Below are 14,142 nucleotides of genomic sequence, written 5' to 3'. Positions count from 1 at the left end.
CGGCAAATGGCCACATCTCTGTAGGCATAACGCGTCAAGCGGCTATAGCGTTTGGCTTACATTGTTTTGCAGTTTAGACCGCTGTAGCCGTGGTGGCGGGTTCGCCGACATGCGGTGAACTGAACTCCAGGTAACCGTCCTCAACCTTGCCGTAACGCAGCAGCGCCAGGTCCAGCAGGTAGTTCTGGTAGAGCTTCCACGGCGCACGATCCCCCTGGCTGGGGATCTTGTCGGCCGCGCGCTTGATATAGCCGCTAGCCAGATCGAGGAAGGGTGCGTCCTTGACCTGCCGCGCCGTGTCGCGCGGGGTGCACTGGCGCATGCCGTTGGCATCCATATGGTTGATCAATCGGCAGAAGTATTCGCTGGAAAGGTCCGCCTTGAGCGTCCAGCTGGCATTGGTGTAGCCCAGCACCACCGCAGCGTTGGGCAGGTCGCGCAGCATAATGCCGCGATAACCCATGCTCTTGGCCGCATCGAAGGGCACCCCATCCACGGCCACCTGCATGCCACCAAACAGCTGCAATTCCAGACCGGTGGCGCTGATGATCACATCCGCCGGCAACTCCTGACCGGACTTCAGGCGAATACCCTTGGCGGTAAAGCCATCGATATGCTCCGTCACCACCGAGGCCTTGCCCTGGCGCAGCACCTTGAACAGATCGCCGTTGGGTACCGCACACACCCGTTCATCCCAGGGTTTGTAGCGTGGGCTGAAGTGGCGCATGTCGAAGTCCTTGCCCAACTGATGCCGGGCCATACCGAGCAACGCCTTGCGCACCAGGTTGGGGAACGCCTTGGCGAGCTTGTAGAAGCCCAGCTGTATGGCCACCTGACGAGTGCGGGCCAGACGATAGACCCAGGTTTCCGGCAGAAAACGGCGCAGGAAGGCAGAAATCGGATCACCCTGCGGCAGGCTCACCACATAGGTCGGCGAGCGTTGCAGCATGGTCACGTGCTTGGCCTTGTCGGTCATCGCCGGCACCAGGGTGACCGCCGTCGCGCCGCTGCCGATTACCACCACGTTCTTGCCGCTGTAATCGAAGTTGTCCGGCCACAACTGCGGGTGAATAAATTCGCCCTGGAATTGCTCGCGGCCTTTGAATTCTGGGGTGTAGCCCGCTTCGTAGCGGTAATAGCCGGTGCACATCAGCAGGTGCTGGCAACTCAACTTGATCGGTTCGGGCTCATCGCCGCGCTGCACCTGCAGGGTCCAGGTGGCGCGCTCGCTGCACCAGTCGGCCTTGAGCACCTTGTGCTGAAAGCGGATGGTTTCCTGAATGCCGTTTTCCTGCGCGGTTTCTTCGATATAACTGCGGATCGACGGGCCGTCGGCAATCGCCAGCGGGTTGGTCCAGGGTTTGAAGTTGTAGCCGAGGGTGAACATATCCGAGTCGGAGCGAATGCCCGGATAGCGGAACAGGTCCCAGGTGCCGCCGAGGGCCGCACGGCCTTCGAGGATGGCGAAGCGTTTGCCAGGGCAGTGCTTCATCAGGTGATAGGCCGCACCGATGCCGGACAGGCCGGCACCAATGATCAAGACGTCCAGATGTTCGGCAGACATGGGGGCTCCTCAGGCTTCTTGTTATGGCTGCAGGGCAATGTGTAGCGCCCGTGTGCCCGCCAGATTCACCCCCTACAACGCGTTTGTCATCCAACCTTTAGTGGTGTGATCAGGCGCAGGCTGACCACAGTTATGGCTGAAGAATGACAAAAGCGCTCAGCAACCTGCTCAGCGATCAGAAGCGATTACGCAACACCACTTCGTTGTACGGCAGTTTGCCGATGCGCGGCTTGGGCTCGATGGTCTTCTTGCCGACGGCGACCATCAGGGCAATCACATGGTTTTCAGGCAGGTTGATCAACTTGGCCACCGCATCGAAATCGAAGCCGTCCATCGGGCAGGAATCCAGACCCTTGCCGCGTGCGGCGAGCATCAGGGTCTGTGCCATCAGGCCGCAGCTGCGCATAGTTTCGTCGCGCTGCACCTGTGGTTTGTCGCGGTAATAGGTGTCGATGGCGCCGGCCATATAGGCCTGCACTTCCGCGGGCGCGCCGTCCCAGACGCGGCCGACATCCTCCTGCCAACTATCGAGCTTGGCGCACACCACCACCAGCATCGACGCATCGGTCACCTGCGCCTGGCCCCAAGCCACTTCGCGCAGCTGCTGACGCTGCGCCGGATCGCTGACTTCGACCAGGCGCACATGCTGCAGGTTGAACGCCGACGGTGCGAGCAGCGCCAGTTGCAGCAGTTCATCCTTCTCGGCATCACTCAGGGTAAATGCCGGGTCATAACCTTTGACGGCGCGGCGGCTACGGATGGCTTCGTCGATGTGCATGGGCATTCCTTCTATTTAGGTGTGAAAGCAGGGTGTGAAAGAGGGCAATGCTAGGCACTTGCCGGGCGTAACGCCAAACGCCTTTACCGATAACAATGATCGACACAGACGATTCTAGGCGGTCGCCTGTTAAAATCGCCGCCTCGCCAAATCGACCACAGACCATGACCCCAATCGCCCTCGCTACCCTGCAGCAGCACCTGCTCACCGCCCTGAATAGCGCGCCGAGTGAAACCCGTCGCCTGTTTCACGGCCGTGGCCGCTGCTGGCCGGGGCTGGAACAGATCACCGTGGATTGGCTGCAAGGCGTGTTGCTGGTGGCGCTGTTCAAGCCGGTGAGCGATGCCGAACTGGCCGCGCTGCAGCAGATGCTGCTCGATCTCAGCCAATCCGCGGCCTGGCAGCAGAGCGGCGCGCACAGCCTGTTGCTGCAGCAGCGCTACCTGCCCGAAAGCCCGACACAGTGGCTGCTCGGCGAGCCGGTGGAGCATTGGGATATCTGCGAGCACGCTCTGCACTACCGCCTAGACTTGGGTAAAAAGCAGAACAGCGGGCTGTTCCTCGATATGCGCTATGGCCGCCAATGGGTGCAGGCGCAGGCGGCGGGCAAGCGCGTGCTCAACCTGTTTGCCTACACCTGCGGCTTCTCGGTGGCGGCGCTGGCCGGCGGCGCGCGTCAGGTGGTCAATCTGGATATGGCCAGGGCCGCGCTCAGCCGGGGGCGCGATAATCATCGGCTGAACCAGCACGATCTCAGCCAGGTGGTATTTCTCGGCCACGACCTGTTCAAGTCCTGGGGCAAGGTCGGCAAGTACGGCCCCTATGACCTGATCATCATCGACCCGCCGTCTTTCCAGCGCGGCAGCTTTGTGCTGAGTAAGGATTACCCGAAGGTTCTGCGCCGCTTGCCCGAACTTTTGAGCGCGAACGGGGTGGTCCTGGCCTGCAGCAACGAGCCGGAAATCGGCCCGGATTATCTGATCCAGACCATGGCCAGCGAAGCGCCGGCCCTGCGCTTTAGCGAACGCCTGCAGAACCCGCCGGAATTCCCTGACAGCCAGCCGGACAGCGCGCTGAAGGCCCTGGTGTTTCGCCGCGAACAAGGCCCTCAAGCCCCGACTTAGAGGGCTCGCCAGGGCAGAGCATTGCCTATCGCAAACTGGTCTACAGTTAGGCAACCACCCCTCGCGAGATCACCGCAATGACGCTGAAAACCCTTGGTCTGGCCTTGTCCGCCACCCTGTTACTGGCCGCCTGCGCCAGCAACACCACGCAACCCTCGCAGTATTCCGGCTTCCTCAGTGATTACTCGCAGCTGCAGCCGGCGCAGTCAGCCAGCGGCGCGCCGGTAATGCGCTGGGTATCAGCGGATTTCAAACCGGAAAGCTACCGCTCGGTGTTGGTGGAAAGGCCGGTGTTCTACCCCGCGCCGACCCCGAATGCGCAAGTTAGCCAGCAGACCCTGGACGAAATCGCCCTCTATCTGCAGCAGGCCATGCGCCTGGAGCTGGCCGGACGACTAAAGGTTGTCGAATATGCTGATCGCGACACCCTGGTGCTGCGCTCGGCGATCACTGCGGTCAACCTGTCGCCGGAAGGGCTGAAAGTCTATGAAGTGGTGCCGATTGCCCTGGTAGCCGCAGCCGCCAGCACCGCCGCCGGCACCCGCGACCTCAACAGCAGTATTTATGTCGAGCTGGAAGCCATCGACGGCCGCACCAGCCAGCCGATGACCCGCGTGGTGCGCAAGGGCCACGGCCTGCAACTGGAGAACGACAGCGCCCAGTTACGCCTCAAGGACATCAAGCCGGCGCTGGATGAATGGGCCAAGGATGCGCGCAACTTTAAGCCCTAAGGCCTGACGGGTCAGGCAAAGACAAAGTATTTGCGCACCGTCTCGATCACTTCCCAGGTGCCCTTCATCCCGGGCTCGACGATAAAAATATCGCCGGCGCGCAGGTGAATCGGCGCCTGGCCCTCTGGGGTGATGATGCAGTAGCCCTCCTGAAAGTGGCAGTACTCCCATTTTTCATAGGCCACCTGCCATTTGCCGGGTGTGCAGATCCAAGTGCCCATGATCTTGCTGCCGTCCGCCGAGGTGTAGGCGTTGAGGTTGACGGTGTGCGGCTCGCCGGCGATGCGCGTCCATTTGCAGGCATCCAGCAGCGGAGTCGGCTGGGTATCACGCAGTACGGTAATCGGTGACATGGGTGGCTCCTGAGGTCGGTAGAACAACAGACGCCAGCCTAGGGCCGCCATCGTGCCGCGACTGTCCTGAGGTCGACCTGCAACTGCCTGGAAACGCAGCCCCTTCGCCCAGGCTGATGCGCAAACCGCGTGCTACCTTGAAGGGGGCCTGTTGGTTTATTCCCGCCGCTTGCCCGATCCGGAGATGCTTTATGTCCAGTCTTTACCGCTTGGTCACCCGCAGTGATTTTGACGGCCTGGTATGCGCCGCCCTGCTCAAACACCTCAACCTGATCGACGACATCCTCTTCGTCCACCCCAAGGACATGCAGGACGGCAAAGTGGCGATCACCAGCAACGACATCACCACCAACCTGCCCTACGTGCCCGGCTGTTACCTGGCCTTTGACCACCACCTCAGCGAGACCATCCGCAACCAGCCAGCGAGCAATCACCTGATTGATGCCGATGCGCCGTCTGCAGCCAGGGTGGTGTGGAAGCACTACGGCGGCCACGACGCCTTCCCACGGGACTGGGACGAAATGATGGAGGCCGTGGACAAGGCCGATGCCGCACAATTCAGCCGCGACGACATCCTCGACCCGCAGGGCTGGGAACTGCTGAGCTTTATCATGGATGCACGCACCGGCCTCGGGCGTTTCCGCGACTTCCGCATCTCCAACTACCAACTGATGATGCAGCTGATCGACTTCTGCCAGACCCACGGCATTGCGGAAATCCTCGAACTGCCGGATGTCGATGAGCGCGTGGCGCTCTATCTGGAGCACCAACGCGAAGCCAAGGCGCAGATCCAGCGCTGCGCCACGGTCTACCACAACCTGGTGGTGCTGGATCTGCGTAACGAGGAGACGATCTACGCGGTCAACCGCTTCGTCATCTATGCGCTGTATCCGCAGTGCAATATCTCAATCCACGTGATGTGGGGCGTTAAACAGCAGAACACCGTGTTCGCCATTGGCAAATCGATCCTCGACCGCAGTTCCAATACCAATGTCGGCGAACTGTGCCTGAGCTACAACGGCGGCGGCCACGCCAACGCCGGCACCTGCCAGGTGGCCAACGAGGATGCCGAGGCGGCGCTGCGTGAGCTGATCGCTGAAATCACTGCTGACGGTTAAACCCCGCAGTAGGCTGGGCGTAGCCTCGGCTAGAAGGTTAAGCTGTGGCCCATGAGCACAGCCCCCTTTATTACGCCGCTTGAATCCAGCCGCACGGATGCGCCTTCTGGCTTGCGCATCGGCGGCGACTGGACGCTGCCTCACTACGCCAGCCTGGAAACCGAGGTACTGGCACTGCGCGGCACGCTGAACAGTGCCGCCAGTATTGACCTGCAAGACCTTGGCGCGCTGGACACCGCCGGCGCCGCGCTGTTGGTGGAGTTACTCGGCAGCCAGCGCCTGGCGCAACTGGCCAACGACGCACCGGGCCTGGCCAGCGAGCGCCGCGCGTTGTTGCAGGCGGTAGGTAACGCCATCGCCGATGCCGGTGACGCGCTGCCAACCAAGCGTATCCCCGCCTGGCGCGAATTTTTCGGGCAGATCGGCCAGGCCGTGGAAGAACTCTGGCAGCAAGGTGTGGCGCTGCTCGGCTTTATCGGCATGACCCTGGCGGCAATGTTCGCCATCCTCCTGCGCCCCGGCCGCTGGCGCATCACCTCGCTGGTCGCGCATTTACAGCAGAGCGGCCTGAATGCCGTGCCCATCGTCGCCCTGCTGACCTTTCTGGTCGGCGCGGTAGTGGCCTTTCTCGGCGCCACGGTGCTCGCCGATTTTGGCGCGAGTATCTATACGGTCGACCTGGTGGCGTTCTCCTTCTTGCGTGAGTTCGGCGTGCTGCTCACCGCCATTCTGATGGCCGGACGCACCGCCAGCGCCTTTACCGCGCAGATCGGCTCGATGAAGGCCAACGAGGAAATCGACGCCATCCGTACCCTGGGCCTGAGCCCCATGGAGCTGCTGGTGCTGCCACGGGTGTTCGCCCTGCTGATCGCCCTGCCGATCCTCACCTTTATCGCCATGCTCAGCGGCATCCTCGGCGGCGCGGTGGTCTGCGCCCTGAGTCTGGACATCTCGCCGACCATGTACCTGGCCATGCTGCAAGAAAATATCGCCCTCAAGCACTTTGTCGTGGGCATGGCCAAGGCGCCGCTGTTTGCCTTCCTGATCGCCGTGATCGGCTGCCTGGAAGGCTTCAAGGTCACCGGCAGCGCGCAATCGGTGGGCGAGCGCACCACCTCCAGCGTGGTCCAGTCGATTTTCGTGGTGATCGTGCTCGATGCCCTGGCCGCGCTGTTTCTGATGGAGATGGGCTGGTGACGGGCGAAGCGATTATCGAGGTACGCAACCTGGTCAACCGCTTCGGCGCGCAGACCGTGCACCAGGACCTGGCACTGGACCTGTACCGCGGCGAAGTGCTCGGCGTGGTCGGCGGCTCGGGCACCGGCAAGTCGGTGCTGCTGCGCAGTATTCTCGGCCTGCGCCGCGCCAACGCCGGCACCGTGCGGGTATTTGGCGAGGAGTTGCTGAGCCTGCCGCCCGAGCAGCGCTCGCAGCTGGAGCGGCGTTTCGGCGTGCTGTATCAACGCGGCGCGCTGTTTTCTTCGCTGACGGTGACCGAAAATATCGCCCTGCCGCTGCTCGAACATGCCGGCCTCACCCGCGCTGCCGCCGAACGCCTGGCCCAGGTCAAACTGGCGCTGGTCGGTCTGCCGCGTGAAGCCGGCGACAAATACCCGACCGAGTTGTCCGGCGGCATGATCAAACGTGCAGCGCTGGGGCGGGCGCTAGCTCTGGAGCCGGACATCCTGTTTCTCGACGAGCCCACCGCCGGGCTCGACCCGATTGGCGCGGCGGCCTTCGATCAACTGATCCTGACCCTGCGCGATGCCCTGGGGCTTAGCGTGTTTCTGGTCACCCATGACCTGGACACCCTCTATACCATCTGCGACCGAGTGGCCGTGCTCGCAGAAAAACGCGTGCTGGTGGCCGACCGCCTGGATGTCGTGACCGCCACCGACAACCCTTGGATTCACGAGTATTTTCACGGCCCGCGCGGACGCGCAGCCGAACAGGCCGCTAACAGCGCGCCAGGGAGAAATTGAATGGAACCACGCGCCCACCACGTATTGATCGGCCTGTTTACCGTGCTGATGGTCGCCGCCGCACTGGGCTTTGCCCTGTGGCTGAGCAAAGCCAGCTCGGACCAGGAAATCAACGACTACGATGTGATCTTCACCGAGGCCGTCAGCGGCCTGTCCCAGGGCAGTGCCGTGCAATACAGCGGAATCAAGGTCGGCGATGTGATCAGCCTGCGCCTCGACCCGAATGACCCACGCAAAGTGCGCGCGCATATCCGCGTCAACGCCAACACGCCGATCAAAGAAGACACCCGCGCCCGTCTGTCGATCACCGGGATCACCGGCGCCTCGCTGATCCAGCTGCACAGCGGCTCGCCGGAAAGCCCCATGCTGGTCAGCAAGGGCGATCAACGAGCGGAAATCATCGCCGATCCTTCTCCGCTGTCACGCCTGATGTCCAATGGCGAAGACCTGGTGCTCAGCGTCACGCGCCTGCTCAACCGCGCCAACCAGCTGTTCTCCCGCGACAATATCGGGCGCATCTCGCGCACCCTGGAAAACATCGAACAGACCAGCGCCAGCGTCGCCGAGCAGCGCGACGAGCTGCGTACCGCCCTGCAACAGATGAGCACGGCCAGCCAGGAAGCCGCCGACCTGATGCGCAACGCCAACCAGCTGCTCAGCGGCCAGGGCCGCGAAGCGCTGGACAGCGCCAGCCGCCTGATGGCCTCACTGGAGCGCAGCAGCAACAACGTCGAGCGCCTGCTCAGCGACAACCGCGCCGCCCTCGACGGCGGCATGCAGGGCATCGGCGAACTGGGCCCGACCATTATCGAACTGCGCGAAACCCTCAGCGCCCTGCGCTCCTTCGCCCGCCGCCTGGAGGAAGACCCGGCCGGCTACCTGCTGCGCAGCGACACCATCAAGGAGTTTCAACCATGAGCCGTCTTCGCCTGCTCGCCGCCCTCTTGCTGATCGGCAGCCTGGCCGCCTGCTCGGTCTTGCCGAAAAGCCAGGTGCTGAGCATCTACCGCCTGCCGGCCAGCAGCCTGCCCAGCCATGACGCCAGCGCCGACTGGGCGCTGCGGGTGAACAAGCCCTACAGCAGCCAGCTGCTCGACAGCACGCGGATTGCCGTATTGCCGCCAGGCGATCAGATCAGCGCCTACCAAGGCGTGCGCTGGAGCGACCGCGCACCGCTGCTGCTGCGCGACCGGCTGATCGATGCCTTCCTCGACGACGGCCGCCTCAAAGCGGTGAGCAGCGATGAAAGCCGCCTGCAGGCCGACCTGGAACTGGACGGCGACCTGCGCGCCTTCCACAGCGAATACCAGAACGGCCGCCCGGCCGCGCGCATCCTGTTCGAGGCCCGCTTGGTGCAGAGCGGCAGCCTGCGCATCCTCGCCAGCCGGCGTTTCGAAGTCAGCCAGGCGGCCAGCGACACCTCGGTGCCAGCGGTGGTCAACGCCTTCGGCCAAGCCGGCGACCAACTGGCCCGCGAGGTGCTGGAATGGACCCTGAACCAGGGACAGAGCGCGCAGCAAAAATGAACTGAGTTGTTCTAGCGAGGGGCGAACCATGGACATGTTTATGCAAGCAGCCATCGACGAAGCCCGTCAGGGCCTGGCCGAAGGCGGCATCCCGATCGGTTCGGTGCTGGTGCACAACGGCCAGATTATCGGCCGCGGACACAACCGCCGCGTGCAACAGGGCAGCGCCATTCGCCATGGTGAAATGGACGCCCTGGAAAACGCCGGCCGGCAGAGCGCGCAGACCTACCGCGAGTCGGTGCTCTACACCACCCTCTCACCCTGCGCGATGTGCAGCGGGGCGATCCTGCTGTATGGCATCCCCAAGGTGATCATCGGCGAGAACCAGACCTTCCTCGGCGAAGAAGCGCTGCTGCGCGAGCGCGGCGTGCAGCTCGATGTGCTGCACAACAGCGAATGCCTGCACCTGATGCAGGACTTTATCGCCGCCCAGCCGACGCTGTGGAACGAGGATATCGGCGAGTAGCGGCTATCCCTGCTGCCCCGCCAACCAAGTGCGCACCTCGGCGTAGGGATAATCTTCCAACGCGGCAAACCCGCCGAGCTGGCGCGCCTTGAGCTTGGTAAACAGCGGCACGCTGATACCGCAGAGAAAGCGCGTCAGGCACTCGGCGCTTGGTGCGCTGCCTTTGAGCTCCTGATGCTTGCGCACAAAGCCGTCGCATAGCCCGTGCACATCCTTCTCCACCAGCGGCGGTAAGGCCGGTGGCGCAGGTAACTGGGCCACTTGCCCACGGCATACTGAACAATGCCCACATTGCTGCGGCGCGTTGGCGTCGCCGAAATAGGCGGCCAAGCGCTGGCTCAGGCACTGTTCGCTGGCAAAAAGCGCGAGCATGGCGTGAATCCGACGGATTTCGCTGGCTTCCTGCTGGCTGAAATAGCCGTGCAATTCGCCGCTCAGGGCAACTGGGTCGAAGCCTGGGTCGAGCAGCGCGTAGACCTCAGTCATCTGCTTGCTTTCCAGCTCAATCCAGCCCTTTTCCTGGAAGTAATCCAGGGCCTTGATCACCCGGCCGCGCTCAGCCTGGTGCTGTTGGTAGAGCTGGTCGAAGTCCACCGTGCACCAGGTGCGTGCGCGTTGTGAGGTAGCGACCAGCGCCTCGACAAACTGCCGCCGCTCACCCTCGAACTTTTCCAGCAGCGCTTCGGGCTCCAAGAGGAATTTGAAGCGATATTCGGCGAAATAGGCGTAACGCGGAGCAATGATGCCGCGTAACTCCAGCTGCACCAGCAGGGTTTTCAGCGGCAACTGGCGAATATTGCTCTGCTCGGAAAGCTGGTTGAGCATCAGCTCCCATTCGCCGCTGCCATTGTTTCCAGGCGCAGTGCTGCCCAGCAACTCATCCAGTACACAACGAATGCCGTCCAGCTCCGGCGTGTCGCCGTAAACGAAGTTTTCCAGCACGTTGAGGCTGTCGCGGTTGGCCAGCACCAGGCAATCGGAGGGCTGACCATCGCGGCCGGCGCGGCCGATTTCCTGGCTGTAATTCTCGATGGATTTCGGCAGGTCGAAGTGCAGCACATTGCGGATGTCCGACTTATCGATACCCATGCCAAAGGCGATGGTGGCGACGATGCAGTTGATCTGCCCGGCCATAAACTGGCGCTGAATCGCCTCACGGGCCTCATGTGGCATACCGGCGTGGTAGGCACTGGCAGCAATGCCGCGCTGGCTCAGGCGCGCAGCCACCTGCTCGGCGGTCTTCTGCTGGGTCACGTAGACAATACTCGGCTGCCCGGCCTTGGCACCCAGCCACTGCTCCAGACGGCGCTGCTTGTCAGCACCACTGACCGGCTCGACCAGCAGGTTGAGGTTGGCGCGATAGAAACCGGTAGTGACCACATCATCGGCGGCGATGGCGAACTTCTGCTGCATATCGGCAATCACCGGCGGCGTGGCCGTGGCGGTGAGCAGCAGCACCTGCGGGATGCCGAACTGGCGCTGGTAATCCGGCAGCTTGAGGTAATCCGGACGGAAGTTGTGCCCCCACTCGGAAATGCAGTGGGCCTCGTCGATCACCAGCAACGAGATCGGTACCTGGGCGATAAAGTTGCGAAAACGCTCATTTTTCAGGCGTTCGACCGAGATCATCAGAATCTTCAGCTCGCCGGATTTCGCCCGCGTCATCACCGCGCTGGCCTCCTCGCGGCTTTGCGCCGAATCGATACTGGCGGCGCTGATGCCACGGCTATGCAGAAACGCCAACTGATCCTGCATCAGCGCCAGCAAGGGCGAGACCACCAACGTCAGGTGCGGCAGATGCAGCGCCGGCAGCTGGTAGCACAGCGACTTGCCCGAACCTGTGGGGAAGATCGCCGCCGCCGAACGGCCCGCCAGCACGGCCGTCACCACCCGCTCCTGGCCAGGACGCAGTTGCTGAAAACCAAACACACGCTCAAGGGTACTCATAGCTGTCACTCCATTGACCGCACTGGCGGCAAACAATGATTAATTCCTACAAGCCGCGCTGCTATTGCCAATCCAACTAACACCACGGGCCACACAGGCGTACATTCAAACCATGCAAATAAAAAAGGAGATGAGTATGCAGGTATCTGGTTTCAGCGGCAGCTTGCCGGTTACCCACTAGATCGCTCACCACCCAGGCCAGATGGCCGCGCAGCATAGACCCCGGAAGAACCGGAGTAGCTGATGCGAACCACAGGCCGATGCGCAGTCTGGCGGGACAACTCAGGTTCGCCGTGAGTTATGCCAAACCATAGACCTAACGCCGCCACACAACTCGAAAGCGCCAGCGGCCACCCGCGACATATCGACACCTACCTGGCACTCGCCAGTCATGCTGAAGTCGACAGCCGCAGACAATGGCCCTGGAAATCGCCTGAGTTGCCAACCCCGTTAGCGCTGTGGCCCGAGACAGCCATATAGCAACAGCCAGGCCGTGCAGAGCGGCCACCTGAGCAAGAGTGCAACGCGCAACACGTCGCAAACGTGCCTGATCTGTTAGCAGATACGCACCCAAAGCCGCCTCCGGGCGGCTTTTCCGTTTCTTATCGCACATGCAAAGCACCGTGGGAGGGGCTTTAGCCGCGACAACTTATTAAAAGCTCGCCGCTAAAGCGCCTCCTACGGATTGATGCTTGATTTCCCATGCATAAAAAAACCGCCGATTAACGGCGGTTTTTTCAACGCTTCGGATACAGCTTAGAGCTGCGGGCCGGCATTCTTGATGGCGTCGCTGACATCGAACTTCTGGAAGTTTTCGATAAACAGCTTGGCCAGGCCTTTGGCGGCTTCGTCGTAGGCGTTTTTGTCTTCCCAGGTGTTGCGCGGGTTGAGCAGGTTGGTTTCAACGCCCGGTACCGACTTCGGCACGCTCAGGTTGATGATCGGCAGCAGCTCGGTTTCGGTGCCGATCAGCGCGCCGCTCTGGATCGCTGCGATCACGCCACGGGTGGTCGGGATATTGAAGCGCTTGCCAACGCCGTAGCCGCCGCCGGTCCAGCCGGTATTGACCAGGTAGACCTTAGAACCGAAGCCGCGGATACGCTTGATCAGCAGCTCAGCGTATTCGCCAGCCGGACGCGGGAAGAACGGCGCGCCGAAGCAGGTGGAGAAGGTCGACTTGATGCCGCCGCCCGAACCCATTTCGGTGGAACCGACCAGCGCGGTGTAGCCGGAGAGGAAGTGGTAAGCCGCTTGCTCTTCGTTGAGGATCGACACCGGCGGCAGTACGCCAGTCAGGTCGCAGGTCAGGAAGATTACGGCGTTCGGCTCGCCGCCGAGGTTCTTCTCACTGCGCTTCTCAACCAGCTCCAGCGGGTAAGCCGCGCGGCTGTTCTGGGTCAGGCTGTCGTCGGCGTAGTTCGGTACACGGTTTTCATCTAGGACGACGTTTTCCAGCACGGCGCCGAACTGGATGGCTTTCCAGATCACCGGCTCGTTCTTCTCGGACAGGTCGATGCACTTGGCATAGCAACCGCCTTCGATGTTGAACACCACGCCCACGCCCCAGCCGTGCTCGTCGTCGCCGATCAGGTAGCGGCTTTCGTCGGCCGACAGGGTGGTCTTGCCGGTACCGGACAGACCGAAGAACAGGGTCACGTCGCCTTCTTCACCGATGTTGGCCGCGCAGTGCATCGGCAGCACGTCGGCGTCCGGCAGCAGGAAATTCTGCACGCTGAACATGGCTTTCTTCATTTCACCGGCGTAACGCATGCCGGCGATCAGGACTTTCTTGGCGGCGAAGTTGAGGATCACACAGCCATCGGAATTGGTGCCGTCACGCGCAGGATCGCACTCGAAGTTGGCGACGTTGAGCACTTGCCACTCACCTTTGCCAGCCGGGTTGTACTGCTCCGGGTTGATAAACAGGCAACGGCCGAACAGGTTCTGCCAGGCGGTGGCAGTGGTCATCTTGACCGGCAGGTAGTGCGCGTCGGCAGAACCTACATGAACGTAGGAAACGAAGCTGTCCTGCGCGTCGGAGAACGCCTGCACGCGGTCCCACAGGGCATCGAACTTGTCAGCCGGGAACGGACGGTTGATCGCGCCCCAGGCGATTTTCGCCTCGGTGCTCGGCTCTTGCACGATGAAGCGATCTGCCGGCGAACGACCCGTGCGATGGCCTGTGCGTACGACCAGGGAGCCGTTGGCGGCCAGCTCGCCTTCACCGCGACGAAGGGCTTCTTCGACCAGTTGGGCAGCGCTGATGTCGGTGTACACGGCGTTGTTGGCTTGCGTCATGTGGGTCCCCGTCGGCCAAGCGGCCGAGTCTTCCGAACGTTTTGTAGTAGAAAATCAAGCACTACTACAGCGAAAAAAGTGCGCCGGATTATGCCAGAAAAAGCCGGCTGCGGGTGCAGCCTCTGATCAGATCATTCCGGCACGGTTTACGTGCTATTTACCCACTAACCTGCTTACGATCTAGCGAGCTAGAGCCTTGCAAGGCAAAAACAGGAGAGGAAGCGGAGTGTACTTTTGTACATGAGCATTCCGAGC

The 14,142-nt window shown here is 62.1% G+C and carries 13 protein-coding genes; 8 read left to right on the top strand and 5 right to left on the bottom strand.

Annotated elements, in window-relative coordinates:
• Positions 1-73 precede the first annotated feature (73 nt).
• The gene (locus Q8O69_RS00780; protein ID WP_305588994.1) at positions 74-1,564 is read right to left on the bottom strand and encodes an NAD(P)/FAD-dependent oxidoreductase; all 1,491 of its coding nucleotides are present in this window, start codon (positions 1,562-1,564) and stop codon (positions 74-76) included.
• A 175-nt stretch (positions 1,565-1,739) separates the two neighbouring features.
• Positions 1,740-2,342 (bottom strand): nitroreductase family protein, encoded by a 603-nt coding sequence (locus Q8O69_RS00775; protein ID WP_305588993.1) that lies wholly within the window; start codon positions 2,340-2,342, stop codon positions 1,740-1,742.
• Between the two features lie 164 nt (positions 2,343-2,506).
• Here Q8O69_RS00775 and Q8O69_RS00770 point away from each other — a divergent pair, with 164 nt between their 5' ends.
• Positions 2,507-3,466, top strand: coding sequence for a class I SAM-dependent methyltransferase (locus tag Q8O69_RS00770; RefSeq protein WP_305588991.1), 960 nt, complete (start codon positions 2,507-2,509; stop codon positions 3,464-3,466).
• 77 nt (positions 3,467-3,543) lie between these two features.
• Positions 3,544-4,197 (top strand): DUF3313 domain-containing protein, encoded by a 654-nt coding sequence (locus Q8O69_RS00765; RefSeq protein WP_305588989.1) that lies wholly within the window; start codon positions 3,544-3,546, stop codon positions 4,195-4,197.
• A gap of 11 nt (positions 4,198-4,208) precedes the next feature.
• Here the strand turns inward: Q8O69_RS00765 and Q8O69_RS00760 are convergent, their stop codons facing one another.
• Positions 4,209-4,550, bottom strand: a complete 342-nt coding sequence (locus Q8O69_RS00760) for a cupin domain-containing protein (protein WP_305588987.1) — start codon at positions 4,548-4,550, stop codon at positions 4,209-4,211.
• Between the two features lie 191 nt (positions 4,551-4,741).
• Between Q8O69_RS00760 and Q8O69_RS00755 the strand changes: the two genes are divergently transcribed.
• Genes Q8O69_RS00755 through Q8O69_RS00730 form a run of 6 tightly spaced genes read left to right on the top strand, consistent with a single transcriptional unit; the run spans position 4,742 to position 9,642 of the window.
• Positions 4,742-5,668, top strand: a complete 927-nt coding sequence (locus Q8O69_RS00755; protein WP_305588985.1) for an exopolyphosphatase — start codon at positions 4,742-4,744, stop codon at positions 5,666-5,668.
• A 51-nt stretch (positions 5,669-5,719) separates the two neighbouring features.
• On the top strand, positions 5,720-6,865 hold the full coding sequence (locus tag Q8O69_RS00750) for an ABC transporter permease (RefSeq protein ID WP_305588983.1): 1,146 nt from the start codon (positions 5,720-5,722) through the stop codon (positions 6,863-6,865).
• Positions 6,862-7,650, top strand: a complete 789-nt coding sequence (locus Q8O69_RS00745) for an ABC transporter ATP-binding protein (protein ID WP_305588982.1) — start codon at positions 6,862-6,864, stop codon at positions 7,648-7,650. Before Q8O69_RS00750 ends, Q8O69_RS00745 begins: the two co-directional genes overlap by 4 nt.
• Positions 7,651-8,568 (top strand): MlaD family protein, encoded by a 918-nt coding sequence (locus Q8O69_RS00740; RefSeq protein ID WP_305588981.1) that lies wholly within the window; start codon positions 7,651-7,653, stop codon positions 8,566-8,568.
• Positions 8,565-9,176, top strand: a complete 612-nt coding sequence (locus Q8O69_RS00735; RefSeq protein WP_275960275.1) for an ABC-type transport auxiliary lipoprotein family protein — start codon at positions 8,565-8,567, stop codon at positions 9,174-9,176. The genes Q8O69_RS00740 and Q8O69_RS00735 overlap by 4 nt, the downstream gene beginning before the upstream one ends.
• 28 nt (positions 9,177-9,204) lie before the next feature.
• Positions 9,205-9,642, top strand: a complete 438-nt coding sequence (locus Q8O69_RS00730; RefSeq protein WP_305588980.1) for a nucleoside deaminase — start codon at positions 9,205-9,207, stop codon at positions 9,640-9,642.
• 3 nt (positions 9,643-9,645) lie between these two features.
• Here Q8O69_RS00730 and Q8O69_RS00725 read toward each other — a convergent pair whose 3' ends face one another.
• Positions 9,646-11,589, bottom strand: coding sequence for an ATP-dependent DNA helicase RecQ (locus Q8O69_RS00725; RefSeq protein ID WP_305588979.1), 1,944 nt, complete (start codon positions 11,587-11,589; stop codon positions 9,646-9,648).
• Positions 11,590-12,345: 756 nt separating this feature from the next.
• On the bottom strand, positions 12,346-13,887 hold the full coding sequence (locus Q8O69_RS00720) for a phosphoenolpyruvate carboxykinase (RefSeq protein WP_305588978.1): 1,542 nt from the start codon (positions 13,885-13,887) through the stop codon (positions 12,346-12,348).
• Between the last annotated feature and the right edge of the window lie 255 nt (positions 13,888-14,142).

Source organism: Pseudomonas sp., assembly GCF_030690725.1.
Lineage (GTDB): Bacteria > Pseudomonadota > Gammaproteobacteria > Pseudomonadales > Pseudomonadaceae > Aquipseudomonas.
The sequence above is the reverse complement of the archived record's forward strand: the minus strand, read 5'-3'. Positions and strand labels throughout refer to the sequence as shown.